The sequence below is a fragment of the Rhodococcus sp. SG20037 genome (assembly GCF_031763325.1).
GTDB classification, from domain to species: domain Bacteria; phylum Actinomycetota; class Actinomycetes; order Mycobacteriales; family Mycobacteriaceae; genus Rhodococcus_F; species Rhodococcus_F qingshengii.
On sequence record NZ_CP134497.1, the window covers coordinates 1,024,698 to 1,043,826 of the forward strand.

The 19,129-nt window shown below is 62.9% G+C and carries 17 protein-coding genes; 11 read left to right on the top strand and 6 right to left on the bottom strand.

Annotated elements, in window-relative coordinates; genetic code table 11:
* The first annotated feature begins 9 nt into the window (after positions 1-9).
* From RHP72_RS04805 to RHP72_RS04840, 8 genes are read left to right on the top strand one after another with little or no spacing between them, the layout of a single operon-like run.
* On the top strand, positions 10-1,194 hold the full coding sequence (locus tag RHP72_RS04805; protein ID WP_042449518.1) for an MCE family protein: 1,185 nt from the start codon (positions 10-12) through the stop codon (positions 1,192-1,194).
* Complete coding sequence (locus tag RHP72_RS04810; protein ID WP_311094843.1) at positions 1,194-2,213, top strand: MCE family protein; 1,020 nt, start codon at positions 1,194-1,196, stop codon at positions 2,211-2,213. The genes RHP72_RS04805 and RHP72_RS04810 overlap by 1 nt, the downstream gene beginning before the upstream one ends.
* Complete coding sequence (locus RHP72_RS04815) at positions 2,210-3,268, top strand: MCE family protein (RefSeq protein WP_054781758.1); 1,059 nt, start codon at positions 2,210-2,212, stop codon at positions 3,266-3,268. The genes RHP72_RS04810 and RHP72_RS04815 overlap by 4 nt, the downstream gene beginning before the upstream one ends.
* Positions 3,265-4,569, top strand: a complete 1,305-nt coding sequence (locus tag RHP72_RS04820) for an MCE family protein (RefSeq protein WP_007734341.1) — start codon at positions 3,265-3,267, stop codon at positions 4,567-4,569. Before RHP72_RS04815 ends, RHP72_RS04820 begins: the two co-directional genes overlap by 4 nt.
* The gene (locus tag RHP72_RS04825; RefSeq protein ID WP_020968506.1) at positions 4,569-5,816 is read left to right on the top strand and encodes an MCE family protein; all 1,248 of its coding nucleotides are present in this window, start codon (positions 4,569-4,571) and stop codon (positions 5,814-5,816) included. The genes RHP72_RS04820 and RHP72_RS04825 overlap by 1 nt, the downstream gene beginning before the upstream one ends.
* Positions 5,813-7,207: an MCE family protein gene (locus RHP72_RS04830; RefSeq protein ID WP_065351964.1), complete on the top strand. Its 1,395-nt coding sequence runs from the start codon at positions 5,813-5,815 to the stop codon at positions 7,205-7,207. The genes RHP72_RS04825 and RHP72_RS04830 overlap by 4 nt, the downstream gene beginning before the upstream one ends.
* The gene (locus RHP72_RS04835) at positions 7,207-8,025 is read left to right on the top strand and encodes a hypothetical protein (protein ID WP_311094400.1); all 819 of its coding nucleotides are present in this window, start codon (positions 7,207-7,209) and stop codon (positions 8,023-8,025) included. Before RHP72_RS04830 ends, RHP72_RS04835 begins: the two co-directional genes overlap by 1 nt.
* Entirely contained in the window at positions 8,022-8,570 is a 549-nt protein-coding gene (locus RHP72_RS04840) for a hypothetical protein (protein ID WP_007734345.1), read from the top strand. The genes RHP72_RS04835 and RHP72_RS04840 overlap by 4 nt, the downstream gene beginning before the upstream one ends.
* An 88-nt stretch (positions 8,571-8,658) precedes the next feature.
* Here RHP72_RS04840 and RHP72_RS04845 read toward each other — a convergent pair whose 3' ends face one another.
* A complete protein-coding gene (locus tag RHP72_RS04845; RefSeq protein WP_085989962.1) occupies positions 8,659-10,122 on the bottom strand; it encodes a trehalose-6-phosphate synthase in 1,464 nt (487 codons plus the stop codon).
* 103 nt (positions 10,123-10,225) lie between these two features.
* A complete protein-coding gene (locus RHP72_RS04850) occupies positions 10,226-10,399 on the bottom strand; it encodes a hypothetical protein (protein WP_164490548.1) in 174 nt (57 codons plus the stop codon).
* A gap of 156 nt (positions 10,400-10,555) precedes the next feature.
* On the opposite strand from RHP72_RS04850, the gene RHP72_RS04855 reads away from it, so the two are divergent.
* Positions 10,556-12,310, top strand: a complete 1,755-nt coding sequence (locus tag RHP72_RS04855) for an ABC transporter ATP-binding protein (protein ID WP_082239007.1) — start codon at positions 10,556-10,558, stop codon at positions 12,308-12,310.
* Positions 12,311-12,333: 23 nt separating this feature from the next.
* On the top strand, positions 12,334-14,109 hold the full coding sequence (locus tag RHP72_RS04860; protein ID WP_311094844.1) for an ABC transporter ATP-binding protein: 1,776 nt from the start codon (positions 12,334-12,336) through the stop codon (positions 14,107-14,109).
* 44 nt (positions 14,110-14,153) lie between these two features.
* On the opposite strand, the gene RHP72_RS04865 is transcribed toward RHP72_RS04860, so the two are convergent.
* Positions 14,154-15,089 (bottom strand): methionyl-tRNA formyltransferase, encoded by a 936-nt coding sequence (locus tag RHP72_RS04865; RefSeq protein WP_007734348.1) that lies wholly within the window; start codon positions 15,087-15,089, stop codon positions 14,154-14,156.
* 109 nt (positions 15,090-15,198) lie between these two features.
* On the opposite strand from RHP72_RS04865, the gene RHP72_RS04870 reads away from it, so the two are divergent.
* The gene (locus tag RHP72_RS04870; RefSeq protein ID WP_003945829.1) at positions 15,199-16,002 is read left to right on the top strand and encodes an alpha/beta fold hydrolase; all 804 of its coding nucleotides are present in this window, start codon (positions 15,199-15,201) and stop codon (positions 16,000-16,002) included.
* Positions 16,003-16,061: 59 nt separating this feature from the next.
* On the opposite strand, the gene RHP72_RS04875 is transcribed toward RHP72_RS04870, so the two are convergent.
* From RHP72_RS04875 to RHP72_RS04885, 3 genes are all read right to left on the bottom strand, one after another.
* The gene (locus RHP72_RS04875) at positions 16,062-16,331 is read right to left on the bottom strand and encodes a metal-sensitive transcriptional regulator (RefSeq protein WP_007734349.1); all 270 of its coding nucleotides are present in this window, start codon (positions 16,329-16,331) and stop codon (positions 16,062-16,064) included.
* Positions 16,332-16,421: 90 nt separating this feature from the next.
* A complete protein-coding gene (locus RHP72_RS04880) occupies positions 16,422-16,832 on the bottom strand; it encodes a DUF302 domain-containing protein (RefSeq protein WP_003945447.1) in 411 nt (136 codons plus the stop codon).
* 103 nt (positions 16,833-16,935) lie between these two features.
* Positions 16,936-19,083 carry an MMPL family transporter gene (locus tag RHP72_RS04885; protein ID WP_311094401.1) on the bottom strand — a complete coding sequence of 716 codons (2,148 nt, stop codon included), beginning with the start codon at positions 19,081-19,083 and terminating at the stop codon, positions 16,936-16,938.
* Positions 19,084-19,129: the final 46 nt, after the last annotated feature.

Genomic DNA, 19,129 nt, shown 5'->3' on the forward strand with positions numbered 1-19,129 from the left:
GGGCAAGCGATGACCGTACCCAGATGGCACAAGAAGTTGGCCGCAGCCGGCCTGGTCCTCGGACTCGTGGCGATCGTCGCCGTTGCTCTCACCATGTTCTCGGGTGGGTTCACCAAGAGCACGCCCATCACCGTGACGTCCACGCGTGCCGGCCTCGTCATGGAACCCAATGCCAAGGTGAAGTTGCGCGGAGTGCAGGTCGGCCGCGTCGAATCGATCTCCCTCGACGGGGACCAGGCAAACCTGAAGTTGGCGATGGACCCGGGCCAGATGTCGAAGATTCCGTCGAATGCCCGGGTGGAGATCAAGACCACCACGGTGTTCGGTGCGAAGTACGTCAACATCGTGATCCCCGACGATCCGTCGACCCAGCCGATCCAGGAGGGTGCTGTCATCGCTTCGGACAGCGTCACCGTCGAGTTCAACAGTGTCTTCGAACATCTTTCGGACGTACTCGCGAAGATCGAACCGGAAAAGCTCAACGCCACACTCGGCGCGATCTCCACCGCACTCAACGGGCGCGGCGAGTCGCTGGGTGAGGTTCTCGAGCTCGGTGACACCTATCTGAAGAAGATGAATCCGGTTCTGCCGCAGCTCCAGGAAGACTTGGTCGGCGCCGCCGATGTCACCAATCTGTACGCCGACGTGGCACCGGATCTGATGCGCATTCTCGACAATGCCACCGCGACAAGCGGATCGATCGTGGCCGAGCAGGCAAACCTCGACTTGCTGTTGCTCAACGTCACCGGCCTCGCGGACACCGGCAACGCGTTGTTGACCGACAACGAGCAGAACCTGACCACCGCCCTCGACACTCTGACCGCGACGACGACCCTGCTCGACAAGTACTCGTCGGGTCTGACGTGCTTCATCGTCGGGTTGAACGACGGCCGGATCAAGTTCGAGCCACTGGCAGGCACCGGTGACAAAGCGGCACTGATGCTGAGTGCGAGCTTCATGTACGGCGCCGAGGCGTACCAGAATCCGCAATCTCTCCCCAAGGTCGCGGCCTCCGGCGGACCCAATTGTTATGGTCTGCCCGAATTCGATCCGAAGGTCGACGGGCATGCACCGTTCGCAGTCACCAACACCGGCAACGTGCCCTTCGTTCCCAACACCGAACTGCGCGTTACCGTGCCGACCATTTTCCAGTATCTCTTCGGTGACTCCTACGAGCAGGAAGACGGGAAGTGATGAGACCGACCACGGTCAAGCTGCTGATTTTCACCGTCGTCATGGCGGTCATCTTCGCCGGACTGGCGATCGTCTTCAGTCAGGTGCGCTTCAGCAGCAGCAACGGATTTCACGCCACCTTCTCGGACGTCTCGGGACTCAAGTCCGGCGACAAGGTCCGCATCGCCGGTGTTCCGGTCGGGTCGGTCACCGGAGTGTCCATCGGTGACTCCAACCAGGCCGAGGTCGAGTTCGACGTCGACAGCAAGTACTCGCTGATGAAGAGCACCAAAGCGACTGTGCGCTACGAGAACCTGGTGGGCGATCGCTACATGGAACTGCTCGAGGGCGCCGGTTCCACCGAGACGCTTCCGTCGGGAGGATCCATTCCGGTCGATCAGACGTCGCCCGCTCTCGATCTGGATCTGCTGCTCGGCGGATTCAAGCCGCTGCTTCGTTCGCTCGACCCGCAGCAGGTCAACGACCTCTCCGGGGCCCTGCTGCAGGTACTCCAGGGCCAGGGCGGAACGCTGGTTTCGTTGCTGGGAAACACCAGTTCGTTCACCAGCACCTTGGCGGACCGAGACCAGCTGATCGGGGACGTCATCACCAATCTCAACGACGTACTCGGCACCATCAACGACAAGGGCGATCAGTTCTCCACCACGATCGATCAGCTCCAGCAGTTGGTCAGTGGATTGGCGAAGGACAGTGGCCCGATCGGTAATTCGATCACCGAGATCGCCGGTGCCACGGGAGATCTCGCGTCGTTGCTGCAGGCGACACGTCCGGACATCCAGACGCTGATCGGGGAGACCAACCGAACGATGACGCAGCTGGACCTGGGCAAGGACGACATCAACACCGCTCTCGATCGTCTGCCGTCCGACTACCGGAAGCTGATCCGAGTGGGCACGTACGGAGCATTCTTCCAGTTCTATCTGTGCGCCAACACTTTCAAGTTCTCCGGACCCGACGGGACGACGATCATCTTGCCCACGGCAGTTCAGGACACGGGAAGGTGCGCAAAAGTCTCATGACCCCAACCCGTGAACGTAATCCGGTACAGATCGGTGTCATCGGTCTCGTCCTGGCGGTGGCAACCGTCGGTGCCGCGCTTCAATACGATCAACTCCAGTTCATCAACGGTGGCATTCGCTACTCGGCGTACTTCCAAGATGCCGGCGGCCTGGTCACCGGCGACGACGTGACCATGGCCGGCGTGAAGGTCGGCAAGGTCAGCGACGTCGAACTCGACGACCAGAAGGTGTTGGTCACCTTCACCGTTCAGGACGGTGTCGCCCTGGGCGAGCAGACAGCGGCCGACATCAAGACCAACACGGTTCTCGGGCGAAAGTCGTTGGCGGTACGGCCGGAAGGATCCGGACTGCTGCGGACGGACACGCCGATTCCTATCGAGCGCACCAACTCCCCGTACTCGCTCAACGACGCTCTGGGTGACCTCGGGACAACGGTGTCCGAACTCGACACGGAACAGATCAACGATTCGCTCAACGCGATCTCGGACACCCTGGCCGATACTCCGCCAGAACTTCGCACCGCATTGGACGGAATGACGCGGCTTTCGCAGAGCATCAACTCACGCGACGAGAGCCTGCTCCAATTGCTCTCGCGGGCCGAAGATGTCACCAAGATCCTTTCCGACAGAAGCGGTCAGATCGATTCGTTGCTGGTCGACGGCAACAAGTTGTTTGCCGAACTGAGCTTGCGGCGTGACGCGATCAGCGAACTGATCGTCAACACCGGCGCAGTCTCACGTCAACTGTCAGCGCTGGTGCAGGAGAACGAGGCTCAGATGGGGCCGACCCTCGAGAAGCTGAATTCGGTCGCCGAGGTTCTCCAGCAGAACAAGGACAACATCGCGGGAGCGCTCGACGGACTCGGACCGTACATCACCGCGCTCGGTGAGACCGTGGCCAGCGGCCCGTTCTTCGACGCCTTCATCATCAACATTCTGCCGAGCAACTGGTGGAAGACCCTGGTGGACACCAGCGTCGCGCCCGAGCAGGTTCCGGGCGACCTGGAAGACTTCTTCCCCGGTATTCCACCGACGATCAGGGGGCCGGGAGAATGACCGAGACCATGACTTCACAGGATCCACAGGGCTCCACCAACCCACGCAAGAAGTGGGTGCTGATCGGAGCGGGTGTGCTGGTCGCGCTGCTCGTCGCCGGTGCGGCCTACCTCTTCATCCCAGGCCTGGGCAAGACCAAGATCTCCGCGCACTTCGTCTCGACCACCGGTCTCTACGAGGGCGACGTCGTGCGAGTGCTCGGTGTCAACGTCGGCAAGGTGACCAAGATCGAACCGCGTGATCGGGACACCTACGTCGAGATGAAGATCGATTCGAGCGTCGACGTTCCGGCAGATGCCAAGGCGCTCATCGTTGCTCAAAGCCTCGTGTCCGCACGCTTCGTGCAATTGACCCCCGTGTACTCCGGCGGGGAACAGATGCCCAACGGCGGCGAGATCCCGATCGAGCGCACCGCCGTTCCGGTGGAGTGGGACGAGATCAAGACCGAACTGACCAAACTGTCGGACGCACTCGGACCGGAGGGTCTGGACGATCAGGGTTCCCTCGGTCGATTCATCGACACCGTGGGAACGAACCTCGACGGTAACGGTGAGTCGATTCGGTCGACGCTGCGCGAACTCTCGGCCACGATGCACACGCTGTCCGAAGGCCGGACCGATTTGTTCTCCACCATTCGGAACCTGCAGGCATTTGTCACTGCGTTGTCCTCGAGTAACGAGCAGATCGTGCAGTTCAGCGGTCACCTCGCTTCGGTGACAAGCGTTCTCGCAAGCAGCTCCGACGAGTTGGGTACCGCCCTCAGTGATCTCGACCTGGCCGTCGGCGACGTCCAGCGGTTCGTCAAGGACAACAGCGAGGGACTGAGCGAATCGGTTGCGCGTCTCGCCGATGCCACTCAGGTACTGACTGACAAGCGCCCGGAGATCGAGCAGGTTCTGCACTCCGGACCGACGTCGCTTGCCAACTTCTATCAGATCTACAAGCCGGCTCAGGGCAGTATGACCGGCGCAATTGCACTGAGTAACTTCAAGAATCCGATCCAGTGGATCTGTGGTTCCATCGAAGGTATCGAGAGTGGTAACTCCCAGAACAGTGCCGACCTGTGTAAGCAGTACCTCGGGCCGGTGCTCAGCACGATGATCGGCAACTACCCCGGATTCCTGTTCAACCCGGTCGCGGGCGTGCAGGCTTTCCCGGATCAGATCGTCTACACCGAGCCGGGATTGGAAGCGGCAAGTCAGAATCAGCCGGAAACCGTCGCAGGACCGATGTCAGGTGCTCCCATGACGAGTGTTCCCAAGGATCTCGCCGAACTCTTCAACATGGGCGGAGGGAACTGATGCGGGTAGCTCGCAAGACCACGGTTGCGGTGTTGGCCACGGCAGTGGCTCTCGGCGCCAGCGGTTGTGAATGGAACGGTCTCAACTCGGTGCCGATGCCAGGCACTCAAGGCCGGGGCGAAGGCGCATACGAGGTTCAGATCGAGATGCCGAACGTGACTACGCTGTCGCAGAATTCGCCCGTCCGGGTGGATGACGTGGCAGTGGGAAGCGTTTCGAACATCGAGGTTCAAGGCTGGCACGCTCTGGTGACGGTGTCGCTGAATCCCGAGGTTCAGTTGCCGGCCAACGCGACGGCAAAAATCGGTCAGACCAGCTTGCTCGGCTCTCAGCACATCGAGTTGGCGCCGCCGGTAGGGGAGGAGCCCGAGGGCCGACTCGAAGCCGGTGACCTGATTCCGATCGAGCGGGCGGGCGCTTACCCGACGACGGAACAGACGCTGTCGTCGCTGTCGGTGGTACTGAACGGCGGCGGTCTCGCTCAGGTTCAGGACATCACGAAGGAACTCAACGCCGCTCTCGGTGGGCGTGAAGATTCGGTTCGCGACCTCCTGCCTCAGCTCGATCAGCTGGTCGGCAGTCTGGACAAGCAACGGGGCGACATCGTTTCGGCGATGGAGGGACTCGATCGACTGTCCTCGACGGTCCAGGCCCAGCACGACACCCTGAACAAAGCGCTCGAAGGTATTCCGCCGGCACTCGAGGTTCTTGTCGCTCAGCGTCAGGACATCACCAACGCGTTGACCTCCCTCGGTGGTCTCAGCGAGGTGGCCAGTCGCGTCATCCAGGAGAGCGGCGACGATTTCGCGACCAATGTTCGGGCTCTTTCGCCGACTCTGAAGGCCTTGGCGGATTCGGGTAACGCTCTCACTCAGGTTCTCGGAGTCCTCTTGACGTTCCCGTTCCCACAGAACGGAATCGACAACGTCATCCGCGGTGACTATGCCAACCTGGCGATGACCATCGACATCTCGCTGCCCCGACTCGACGCGAACTTCCTCACCGGAACTCCGTTGGCCGGAACACTCTCCGGACCAGAAGGCGTGTTGGGTAAGCAGGCGGGGCTCGCCGGACAGACAGGCAACCCGTTGAGCGATCCGCTCAAGCCTGCCGCACCGCCGGCACAAGCTCCCGCCGGACAGGCTCCCGCTGCGCAGGCCCCGGCAGCGGATCCGAATACCATTCAGATTCCGGGACTTCCGCCGATCAACATTCCAGGACTTCCTCAGGGGGCACCGGCACCATGATGCTCACAAAGTTCGTCCGTATCCAGCTCACCATCTTCGCCGTCTTGACGGTTGTCGGTTTGATCGTGATGGCCACTCAGTACGTGCGTGTTCCGGCGATGGTCGGTATCGGCCGTTACGACGTCACTGTCGAATTGCCCGCCACCGGTGGGCTGTACAAGAACTCGAACGTCACCTACCGCGGTCAGACCATCGGCGTCGTGAACGCGGTGGAGTTGTCGGAAACGGGCGTGAATGCGCGTCTGTCTCTCGAGAGCGGCGTCAAGGTGCCCTCGGACGTCGACGCTGCGGTCAAGAGTGTGTCGGCGATCGGCGAGCAGTTCGTCGATCTGATTCCGCACACCGACAGCTCCGGAGCGATCGTGGTCGACGGGCATCTGGAAAACGGATCGGTGATTCCCGAAGACCGAACCAGCATTCCGCAGGATGTCGGCGCGATGCTCGATCAGGCAGATGTGTTGCTGCAGAGCATTTCCGACACCAAGCTCAAGACTGTCATCGACGAATCCTTCAAGGCGTTCAACGGTGCCGGCCCGGATCTGCAGAAGCTGATCGACTCGGCTCGGCTGTTCGTCGAGGAGGCGAACAACAACTCCGACGCGACCAAGACCCTGATCGAGCAGGCCGGTCCACTCCTGGACACCCAGGTGGTCAGCAGCGACGCCATCCGTTCCTGGACAAGCAATCTGGTGACGTTCACCGATCAGCTCCGAGCCAGCGACCCTGATCTGCGTGCCGTCATCCAGAAGGGGCCGGCGGCAGCGGCGGAGGCGAATGCTCTTCTGCAAGACATGCAGCCGACATTGCCGATTCTTCTGGCGAACCTCGTGTCCGTCGGACAGGTCGGCGTGATCTACAACAACGCGATCGAGCAGATTCTGGTCATCTACCCGCCGCTGGCCGCGGCGCTGGTCACGGTGGCAGGCTCCGGCCCGGCTGCGGATGGTGCACTGGTGGACTTCCACATGGAGGTCAACGACCCGCCGCCGTGCACTACAGGATTCCTGCCCGCAGAGCAGTGGCGCAGTCCGAAGGACGAATCACCGATCGAGACGCCGTCGGATCTCTTCTGCCAGGTTGCCCAGGATTCGCCGATCGCCGTGCGCGGCGCGAGAAACCTTCCCTGCGAGGAGTATCCGGGACGTCGTGCGCCGACGGTCGAACAGTGCCGTTCCGGCTACGTACCGATGGGCACGAACCCGCAATCCGGGCCTCCGGAACCGATTACCGCGACCCCGAGCTCGTACACGTCGACGCCTTCGGTCTCGGCTCGTCGGTACGATCCGATTACAGGCACGTACATCGGGCCGGACGGAAGGACGTACTCGCAACCGAACCTCGGTGGCGGCGACGTCAGTCTCGAACAGTTCATGAAGGGTCAGCAGGGTTGATGACAGACGAAGATCCACAGGCCGGGCAGCGGGTGCGCCGTCGCGCGTCCCGCAGCGCCGGACCCACGGGTGCGGATGCAGACGCTGCCGCGGTAGTAGTGCCCACCGAAAAGAAGTCGGCCGAACAGAAGCCAGCCGAGCAGAAGGCGGCCGAGCAGAAGCCGGCCGAGCAGAAGCCAGCTGAGCAGAAGGCGGCGGCGCCAGTTGCTTTGGGCAAGCCCGATACTCCACCTGAGAAGGTCGCCAGCGGTGATCAGGTCACGACCGAGGCTGAGCCGACCGGTACCGCCGAAACCCCCGCAGAAACTGCTGTGGACACCCCTTTTCGTTCGAAGCCCAAGGCCGGGTTGGTAGTCGGGATCGCCATTGCTTCGGTGATCGCTGTTGCTCTTGCGGCCCTGACGGTGATTCTCCTCGTCGACCGGAACAAGGCGTCCAATGCCGACGAGGACCGAGCCCGCTACGTGGCCGGTGCCCGGACCACCGCACTGAATCTGACGACACTGCACGCGGATACAGCGGCTGCCGACCTCGACAAGTTCCTCGCCGGCACCACCGACGAGTTCAAGTCGCAGTTCGACGGACGCAAGGATTCGTTCGTCAACGTCCTCGGGCAGGCCGGAGTTCAAACCGACGGCGAGGTGCTCGAAGCCGGGTTCGAGAAGTCGGACGGTGATTGCGGGACTTCTCTTGTCGCGGTACGCGCGATGCAGAAGAACGGCGACGAAGCGCCCGCTGAACGCAACTACCGACTCCGAATCACCATGTGCGACGTCGACGGGCAGTTGCTTGCCTCGAATGTGGAGTTTGTGCCATGACCCCAGAAGTGAACCCCGAGACGTCCAAGCAAGTTTCGCCGAAGCCGAAGCGCGCCTCACCGCTCGCCATCATCCTGTGCGTCATCAGTGCAGTGGCCATCGCGTTGGCGGCAGTGTCGGCGTATCTCTACTTCGGTCCGGACGGAACGCGTGACACCGCAGCGATCGATCAGACCAGAGACGAAGTGGCACAGGCCTCTTCCGATCAGGCGGTAGCGATGTTCCAGTACGACTACAACAACGTCGACCAGCAGTTGCATGCAGCCACAGACGGTTTGACGGGCGATTTTCAAGGCACGTTCACCAACCTGATCGAATCGGTGATCATTCCGGGAGCCAAGGAAAAGTCGCTGACCGTTCAGGTCGTCGTCCAGGGCGCCGCGGTTCTCGACGCCGAGGCAGACAGCGCGACGACGATGCTGTTCCTCAATCAGATCACCACGTCTTCGGAATCGCCCGAAGCCGTTGCCAGTGGCAGTCGCGTGAAGATGAGTCTGGAGAAGCAGGATGGACGTTGGCTCGTGAACAACGTCCAACCCTTCTGATCAAACACACGAAGGCTGGAGCCGGGTACGAAAGAGGCTGGGGCCGCGGAGATTCACTCTCCGCGGCCCCAGCCTTTGTGCACTGTCCTCAGTGGTCTTGCGCTTCGGCCGGGGCGATCAGCGCCGGGCCTGCGGCACCGCCGTGTGCGAGCGCGTCGAGGAACGAGCGCGCCCAGCGGTCGACGTCGTGCGTCAGGACCTGACGACGTAGCGCACGCATGTGGCGCCGGCCGTCCTCGCGCGGTTGATTGAGGGCCTTCTCCATCGAATCCTTGACGTCGTCGAGGTCGTGAGGATTGCACAGGAATGCCTGGCGGAGTTCTGCTGCGGCACCGGTGAATTCGCTGAGCAGCAATGCACCACCCAGATCACTGCGGCAGGCGACGTATTCCTTCGCGACGAGGTTCATGCCGTCACGCAGCGGCGTGACGAGCATGAGATCGGCGGCGACGAAGAACGCGACCAGTTCGTCGCGTGGGATCGGCCGATGGATGTAATGGACGACGGGGCGGCCGACTTCGCTGAACTCGCCGTTGATCCGGGAGACCTTCTGCTCGATGTCTCCGCGCATCTGTACGTAGCTTTCGACGCGTTCGCGGCTCGGGGTCGCCAGCTGCACCATGACGGTGTCGGCGGGATCGATGCGCTTCTCCATGAGAAGTTCGTGGAGCGCAGCGAGCCTGACGTCGATGCCTTTGGTGTAGTCGAGGCGGTCGACGCCCAGCATGATGTGCTTGGGGTTTCCGAGTTCTTTGCGAATCTGCTTGGCGCGGTCTCGAATTGCCTTGGTGCGCGAGAGCTCGTCGAGCTTGCCGGAGTCGATGGAGATAGGGAAGGCGCCGACGCGGACGCTACGGAAACCTACTTGCACCACACCGAGTTTGGAGCGGACGCCGACGGTTCCACGTGAAGTCTGTTGCCCGGCAAGGCGTCTGGCCAGGTACAGGAAGTTCTGTGCGCCACCCGGAAGGTGGAAGCCGATGAGGTCGGCGCCGAGGAGGCCTTCGACGATCTCGGTGCGCCACGGCATCTGCATGAACAGCTCGACCGGGGGAAACGGAATGTGCAGGAAGAAGCCGATGGTCAGGTCGGGGCGCAGCATCCGCAGCATCTTCGGTACCAACTGCAGCTGGTAGTCCTGGATCCAGACTGTCGCGCCCTGTGCCGCTGCCTTGGAGGTGGCTTCGGCGAATCGCCGGTTCACCTCGACGTAGGCGTTCCACCATTCGCGGTGGTACTCGGGTTTGACGATGACGTCGTGATAGAGCGGCCAGAGGGTGGCGTTGGAGAATCCCTCGTAGTACTCGTTGATCTCCTCGGCGCTCAGCGGCACGGGGTAGAGCTCGAGTCCGTCTTCGACGATGGGGTCGAGCTCGGCGTCCGCCACCCCCGCCCAGCCCACCCACGCGCCTTGATTGCTGCGCAGGATCGGCTCGAGAGCGGTGACCAGTCCGCCGGGGCTTCGCTTCCAGCGGGTGGTGCCGTCGGGAAGCCGTTCCAAGTCGACGGGCAGGCGGTTCGCTACGACAACGAACTCAGCCTGCCCGGACACGGCTTCACCGGTCGAAGAAGCAGGTGCGCTGTCAGAATGGGTTGAACTGGTCGAATCCGGACTGACAGGCACGTGGTTCCTTCTCGGTCGGTGAGGGAAAGATTCAGTCGAGCTTGGCGGCGGGGGAGATACCGAGCATCGAGAGCAGCATCCTGCACTCGTCGGCATCTTCCGCGTAGGCAGCGACGACGCGCTGTGCCTGACGAGCAGTTTCGTCCGCTACGGGCTCGAGGTCCTCGTCCGCGATCTCGGTTTCGACGGTCGTGTTCTCAGCCATCATGTTCCTCTCGTGCTTGCCTGCACGGCGCAAGCAATGGTTCTTACTCGCGACTCTATGAGAACTGGGCGTGTCGACGCTAGTTGCTCATGTATTAGGGTCGACTTACTTATCTCTGTACTCAACTTTATCGCTTCCATCGATGCTTGGAGTTCCATGAGTTCGACCCCCTCGAGTGTGACCGTCGACTCGGACGAGCCGGATAGTGGCAATCACAGCGGTGCTGCGATTTTGCGACGTGTCCTCGTCCGTAACCGTGGCCCGCTCGCCATCGGCACGGTTCTGGTCTGTCTGCACCAACTGACCGAGACGGCGGTGCCGATCTCCATCGGTGTGATCATCGACCGTGCGGTGGAGACTTCGGACACCACGGCCCTGATCGTCTCCATCGTCGGTCTCGCGGCTCTGTTTCTCGTTCTGACGGCCGCGTGGCGCTTCGGCGCACGCTTCATCGTCACCGCGATGCAGCAGGAGGCTCATCGCCTCCGGCTCGAGGTGGCGCACCGCGTCCTCGATCCGCGTGGGGTGCGCACCGATCTGCGTTCGGGTGAATTGCTGACAGTCTCGACATCCGATGCCGAGCAGACTTCGTGGATCGCGGACATCGTCCCGCGCGCCGCTGCGGCCCTGACAGCTGCGGTGGCGTCGGCGGTGGCGTTGGTGTGGATCGACCTCTGGCTGGGGCTGGCCGTTCTGATCGGAACGCCGGTCATTCTCGGTCTGCTGCAATTGGCGGCGCCTCTCATCACGTCGAGGGCCACCGGTCAGCAGGCGTCGATCGCTCGGGCGTCGGCGATGGCTACGGATCTGGTCAGCGGATTGCGTCCGCTGCGCGGTATCGGCGGTGAGAAGACCGCGTCGGCGCGCTACCGCACGGTCAGCCGTCAAGCGCTCGCATCGACGATCGGCACGGCCAAGGCGACCGGTATCTACACCGGCGTTGCCGCGACCATCAGTGCGTTGCTCGCGGTCGGTGTTGCGGGGTTCGCGGGATACTTCGCGTTGCAGGGCCGGATCACGGTCGGTGAACTGATCACCGTGGTGGGGCTTGCGCAGTTCATCATCGAACCGCTCGGATTGCTTGCGTCCATTCCCGGATACTTCGCGGTGGCGCGAGCGTCGTCGGATCGACTGGCACTGGTCTTGGACGCGGAGCCACTGCGTGGCGCGGGTTCGCAGACCGAACTCGAAGGCACCGACCTGACTCTCGACAGAGTCGAGTACAAGTCACTCAAGGGCATCGACCTGCATCTGCCTGCCGGAGAACTGCTGGGCGTCGTGGCTTACCAGCCGCAGGACGCCGACGCTCTTGTCGCGGTCCTGTCCGGTCAGCTGGCGCAGGACGCGTATCGCGGAGTGGTGAGGGTTGGCGGAATCAGCCTGTCCGACATGGACTTGCGATTGGCACGTCGGACGGTGTTGGTGGAGCCGCACATCACCGATCTGTTCTCCGGGTCGCTTGCGTCGAACGTCACCGCGGGCGCCGGTGATGCCGCTGCTCTCGACATCCAGAGTGCTCTGGTGGCGTCGGCAGCGGCGGATGTCGTCGACGCACATCCGGACGGTCTCGACCTCGAAGTGACCGATCGGGGCGCCAGTTTGTCGGGAGGCCAGCGGCAACGCGTCGCCCTCGCGCGCGCCTTGGTGGCACAGGCACCCGTGATGGTCCTGCACGATCCGACGACGGCGGTGGACGCGGTTACCGAGGCATCGATCGCCGAAGGAATCGCACAACTGCGGCACGAGGGTGCCGGTGGCATCCACACGACGGTATTGATCACCAGCAGCCCCGCCTTGCTGGCCGTGACGGATCGGGTGATCGTGTTGAACGACGGAGTGATCGCCTCGACGGGCACACATTCCGAACTCTCTCGCGGCGACGCGAACTACCGAGGAGCGGTGCTGCGGTGACGGCCACGGACACGACAACCGAAATGCCGGCCGGGGAGAACGCAGAGAAGGTGACAGAGCGCGAGTTGTTGCCGATCGCGAGTGGTCGCCAGACCTGGAAGTGGTTGCGGGCGGCGCTGACCGAACACCGGATGCAGAGCCTGCTGGTCCTGATCGTCGCGGCTTCGGCGTCGGCGATGGCCTTGGTGCCGATTTACGTCTTCGGCGTCCTGGTCGACCGGGTCCGGGACAACGCGCCCACGTCGACGATCGTCGGGGTGGTCGTGATCATCGCCGCTGCCGCAATCGTGGGCGGTGTGTTCACCGGTGTGGCTGCCTATCTGATCAAGCGGCTCGGTGAGACGATCCTGGCGGATCTGCGAGAGCGGACCGTGGACCGGGCACTGCGACTGCCGATCCAGACCGTCGAGAAGGTCGGTAAGGGCGATCTGCTCTCGCGTGTCGGCGACGACGTGTCGGTGATCGCCAAGGCCGTGTCCGACGTGGTTCCCGGCATGATCGCGGCGGTTCTGCTCGTGGCTCTGAGCATGGTGACCATGCTCGGACTCGACTGGCGACTCGGTCTGGCCGGAATGGTCGCGCTGCCGATGTACGCGCTGGCGCTCAAGTGGTACCTGCCACGCTCGGCTCCTGTTTACGCAGCCGAGCGGGTAGCGATGGGCGCTCGTTCACAAGCGCTGATCAGCAGTCTCCAGGGTGCGAAGACGGTCCGCGCGTACAGCCTCGAGAAGGAACACCTCGGGCAGATCGATGCGGCGTCGGCAAAAGCGCGCGATCTGGCAGTCGGAGTGTTCGGCCTGTTCACGAGGTTCGCCGGTCGAGGTAACCGCGCCGAATTCGTGGGCCTGTCCATGATTCTCGTCGTCGGATTCCTGCTGGTCCGTGAGGACGTCGTGACAGTCGGCCAGACGACGACTGCTGCCCTGCTGTTCCACCGCCTGTTCAACCCGATCGGCTCGCTGCTCTACACCTTCGACGAAGTGCAGTCGGCCGGCGCCAGCCTCGCGCGACTGGTCGGCGTCGTCGAGATCGAGGAAACGGAGCCTTCGACGGATGCAGGTTCCGTTCCGGCCGACGGTTCGCTGCGTCTGGATGACATTCGGCACAGCTACGACGGTGGTCATGAGGTTCTCCACGGAGTGAGCCTCACACTGCGAGCGGGGGAGCGCGTGGCGCTCGTCGGTTCGACCGGAGCCGGAAAGACGACGCTCGCGGCGATCGCTGCCGGTTCGATCACTCCGACGTCGGGCCGGGTGTCGATCGGCGGTGTCCCGCTTGCCGACCTCGACGACCTACGACGCCACATCGCGATCGTGAGTCAGGAGGTCCATGTCTTTGCCGGACCCCTGATCGAGGATCTGAGATTGGCGGCTCCCGAATCCTCGGACGAGGACGTTGCCGCGGCACTGCGGACGGTCGGCGCGTACGAGTGGGTGGAGGATCTCGACGAGGGAATGCTGACCGTCGTCGGCGAAGGCGGACACGAGATGACAGCGGCGCAGGCGCAGCAGTTGGCTTTGGCGAGACTGGTGTTGGCCGATCCCGCCGTCGCCGTACTGGACGAGGCAACAGCGGAGGCGGGCAGCGCCGGAGCGCGGGAACTGGAAGCGACTGCCGACGCCGCTACGGAGGGCCGCACCACTCTGGTTGTCGCACACCGGCTTACGCAGGCTGCGGGCGCCGACCGAGTGATCGTGCTCGAACACGGACAGATCGTAGAAGAAGGCCCGCACCGCGAACTGGTGTCCGCGGGCGGGCGTTACGCACAACTGTGGGCGGCCTGGGAAGGTCGCGACTGAGGGGTTTGTACTGGGTTTTGTACTGAGGGGGTCTGATCCGGCGATCAGGTGAGGTACCCGCCGCCGTGGGGGAAGAACTCGGCGGCGGTGTACTCGCTGCCGTCGTCGAGTCGGACGCGCTCGATCCGCAGTCCCTTGTTCTTGCCCGACCACGCGTCGGGGCCCGCGACGATCACCATGCCGTCGTCTTCCTGGATGAACACTCGGCCGGGGGTTCCGCCGTAGTGCCCGCGTGAGACGGACGCCTTCAGGATGCGGATGCGCTGGCCCTTGAACTCGGCGAAAGCGTTGGGGTACGGATCGGACTGTGCCCGGACGAAACGTTCGATGACCTCGGCGGGCCAGGACCAGTCGACGTGGCTGTCCTGCGGTGCACGCTTGTGGAAGAACGTGGCCTGCGATCGGTCCTGCGGCGTCCAGTCGGTACGGCCGGACGCGATCAGATCCAGGGCGTCGAGTGTGATGGGGCCGATCATGTCGATCGTGCGGTGGAACAGATCGGTGACGGTGTCGGTCGGGCCGACCGTCGTCGATCGCTGCAGCACGATGTCGCCCGCATCGAGTTCCTCGTCCATCAGGTGCGCCGTAAGGCCGACTTCTTCTTCGCCGTTGATCAGAGCCCAGATGAGCGGGGAGAAGCCCGTGTACTTGGGCAGCAGCGAATCGTGGATGTTGAGGGTGCCGTACTTGGGTGCGTCGAAGACCTCCGCCGGCAACCAGGTACGCCAGTTGTTGGCGACGATGATGTCGGGAGCTGCTTCGGCCAGCGCGGCCTTGAAGGCGTCGTCAGGCTTGTTCGCCACGTGAACGGGTACACCGTTCTCGGCCGCCAGATCTGCAACCGAGTCCGCCCACATCTGTTCGTAGACGTGTTCGCTCTTCGGGTGTGTGATTGCCAGCACGACCTCGTGATCGGAGTCGATCAAGGCCTGCAGGGTACGGTGGCCCCAGGTTTGGTATCCGAGCGTAGCGACTCTCAACGGGGTCCTCCTGGACGAGCATGGGCTGGGGTTGCGGTCACACGACCGCCCATCAGCTTAGGCTATCCAACCAAAATTGTTGATCACACGTACGAGGAGGAAGGCTGACATGACGGTCGCCACAATCAACGGAATCCCCATCAATTACCAGGTCAAGGGTGATGGAGATCTGGTGGTGCTCATCATGGGGACCGGCAGCCCCGGCCGCGTCTGGGATCTGCACCAGACTCCGGCGCTGGTGGCCGCCGGCTACCGAGTATGCACGTTCGACAACCGCGGAATCGCACCGTCCGGCGAGAGCCTCGGCGGCATCACGATGCCCGACATGGTCGCAGACACCGCCGGACTGATCGAGCACCTCGGTGGCGGTCCGGCCCATGTCATCGGCACCTCGATGGGCGCCCGGGTGGCGCAGGAACTGACGCTCGCCAGGCCCGATCTGGTTCGCAAAGCAGTGTTCCTCGCCGGCCACGCCCGGATGGATCATTTCCAGCAGGTCCTGACCGAGGGCGAGCGCCAGTTGTTCGACAGTGGCGTCGCTCTACCGGCCAAGTACCGTGCCGCAGTGACCGCGGTGATGAACCTTTCGCCGGCCACGCTGGCAGACGATCACTCGGCGCGCGACTGGATGGATATCTTCGAGTTCACCGGCGGCGCAACGTCACCGGGTGTTCGCGCACAGCTCGGTATGGACCGCGCCTTCGATCGACGGGGTGCGTACAAGTCGATCATGCGCCCGTGCCTGTCCGTCGCTTTCGCCGACGACCGCATGATCCCGCCCTACCTCTCCCGCGAGGTGGCGGACTGCATCGCGACGGCGTCGTACGAAGAGATTCCCGACGCCGGGCACTACGGCTACCTCGAGCGTCCGGAGGCCGTGAACAAGGTGCTGATCGACTTCCTGGCGAAGTAGTTTTCCGCACGCGAGAAAGGGCCTGACCTGCTAACTGCAGGTCAGGCCCTTCTCATGTTTCAGGCCAGTGCCAGGAACAGCTTCTCGAGTTCGGCCTCGGTCATCGGTTCCTGACCTTCCGCGCTGTCACCGCTCAGGCATTCACGCAGCCCGGAAGCGACGATCTTGAACCCTGCTCGGTCCAGCGCCTTGGACACGGCGGCGAGTTGCGTGACGACGTCCTTGCAGTCGCGGCCGTTCTCGATCATCGAGATTACCCCGGCAAGTTGGCCGTGGGCACGACGCAGTCTGTTCAATACGAGCGCAATGCTCTCTTCGTCGCCGGTCATGGTGGCCCCTTCTCGAGTGTTCGTGCTGCGGTCAAGGGTACCCCTGGGGGCATGTCACTGCTTGATTCAGTGTTTGATCCGACTGCGGTGTCAGATCAGCGAGTCGACGGCCGCGCGCAACTTGACGGCTGCGTCGGCTGCCACGGACTCGAGGCCGGGTTCGCCGGAAACCTGAACCATGAGAGCAGGGTTCATCGCTTCGACGAAGAACGAATTCTCGGTAGTCGTATCTTCGCGGACGACGACGTTGCACGGCAGCAGGAGGCCGATCTGACGATCCACCGAAACTGCCCGATGGGCCAACGGCGGGTTACAGGCACCCAGGATCAGGTACTTTTCCATGTCCTCGTCCAGCTTCGCCTTGAGTGTTGCCTGCATGTCGATCTCGGTCAGGATGCCGAAGCCCTGCTCGGCGAGAGCGCCACGCGTGCGGGTGACGACGTCGTCGAAGGTTCCGGTGACCTTGGTTGCGATCGCTATCGGTTCTGTGGGTGTTGTCATTGCGCACTCCTCGTCGTGGGCTGTCACTGTCGCCGGCTTTGATTTCTCTTGTCCCCATCATACCCCTGGGGGTATCAGTAGGACAGTGATGTCGGGTACACGATCAGCCATGCGAGAAGCTGATGTTCGGCAGGACGCGACGCAGCCATGCCGGCGCCCACCAGGCTGCCCGGCCGGTGAGGCGTAGGAGAACGGGCAGCAGCACCAAGCGGACGAGCACTGCGTCCAGGAGGACAGCTACGCCGAGAATGATGCCCATTTCCTTGGGTGGCAAGGGATCTGCGAGCGCAAAAGTGAAGAAGACCGCAACCATCACCGCTGCTGCCGCCGCAATGACCCGACCCGAATGCGCGAGGCCGTCGATGTGTGCGATCGCGGGGTCGCCTGTGCGTTCGTAGTGCTCCTTGGCACTCGAAAGCAGGAATACGGTGTAGTCCATCGCGATCGCAAAGATCATGGCGAAGAAGAAGACCGGACCCCACCCGTTGAGGAAACCCTGGGGGGTGAAGCCGAGTAGGCCTGCTCCGTGACCGTCCTGGAAGATCAGCTTCGCGATTCCGAATGCGGCCCCAGTGGACAGCAGGCTGACCAGCGTGCCGATCAAGGCGATCAAAGGCGCCTGGAGGGCGATCAGCAGCAACAGGAATCCGAGCGTCAGAATCACGACCACGACGATGGGAAGGTAGTCGTCGAGTGCCTGCTGAAGGTCGAGATTTTCGGCCGGAGCGCCGCCGACGAGCGCCGATTCCGGCAGTTGCGACCGAAGGTCGGCAAGGATGGTTTCCATCGCAGGATCTGACGGGTCGACGGTGGGAACTGCTTGCAGCATAACAAGATCGGACCCGTCGGCAGCTTGTTGCGCTGGGGTGACCATGGCCACGCCGTCAACGCTCATGGCAATACGTGAGGTGTCGGCTGCATCGTCGGCGGACGTGACGATCTGCAACATCCCCGGGGCGCCGTCCCCGAATTGCTGCTGCACCAGTTCATAGCCCTGGCGAACCGGGGCGTCCTCGGGAACCACGGCGATGGAGGGCATTGCCACCTTCAGTCCGAAGACCGGAACAACGAGTGCGATCAGGATGAGTAAGGCGCCGAAGCCGAATGGCCACGGGTGCTTGTGCAGCAATGATGCCCAACCTGCGAACATCGGGGAGCGGTGCTGCTGGCGCTTTGCATACGGTAGAGAACCGCCGTTGACCTTCGCGCCGATCCTGCCGAGCACGGCAGGCAACAGGGTGAGTGTTGCGGCGAGAACGAAGATCACAGCGAGCATGATTCCGACAGCCATCGTGCGTACGGCCGGGGCTGGAACGATGAGAACCGCAGACAAACTGACCAGAACTGTGAGGCCGGAAAGGACCACAGCCTTGCCGGCGGTGTCCATGGTTTGAGCCACGGCGGCCCTTGGATCCGGATCGGCTCGCAATGCATCCCGGAACCTGGCGACGAGGAAGAGTGCGTAGTCGATGCCCAGCGCGAGAGCGAACATCATCGCGAAGTTCATGGCCCACACGGAAATCGGCGTGATCTCGTTGAGGATTACAAGCCCGCCCGCCGAAGCGACCAGGCCCGCAAGCGTCAGCAGTAGTGGTAGACCCGCGGCAACCAGGGAGCCGAAGGCCAACACCATGATCGCGAGAGTGACGGGCCACGACATCATTTCGGCTTTGATCATGGCTTCGTGATTGGCCTTGTTGAAATCGCTCCACAACGCCGACGCACCCGTCGGGTACACCTCGATGGTGTCGGTGGACAAGCCCGTGAGCTTCTTGCCGAGTTCGTCTACCGCGCTGACCATCTCGTCGGTACTCGCGTTGGCGCCCGCGACCATGATGCCGGTATGTCCGTCCGGGCTGATGGACATACCGGGCTGCGGGGCGATCACTTCGCCGAAGCGAGGGTCCGCGGAAAAGATTTCCGTTGCCGCGGCCAGGGTTTGCTGCATCGACGGATCCGTGATGGGTAGAGAATCCGAGTGAACGACCACCTGCACTGCGGCGGAGGAATTTCCACCGAAATGCTGCTCGGCCAACTCGCGAACTTGCACGGATTCGGATCCGTTTGCCTGCCAACCCGCGCCGGCCAGGGAGGTGAAGACACTGGGTGCTGCGGCGCCGAGTGCGATCAACGCGATCAACCAGACGCCGACGACGAGGCGGGTGTGAGTCGCCATCGATCGACCGAGACGAGCAAGTATGCCGTCGGCTCGGGTGGGTGGGTCCGCGGTGATTGTTCTGGTCGCTGACATCTTCACTCCTGATACGGGTGGGGGTATTCCTGTCCGTCACTTGTAT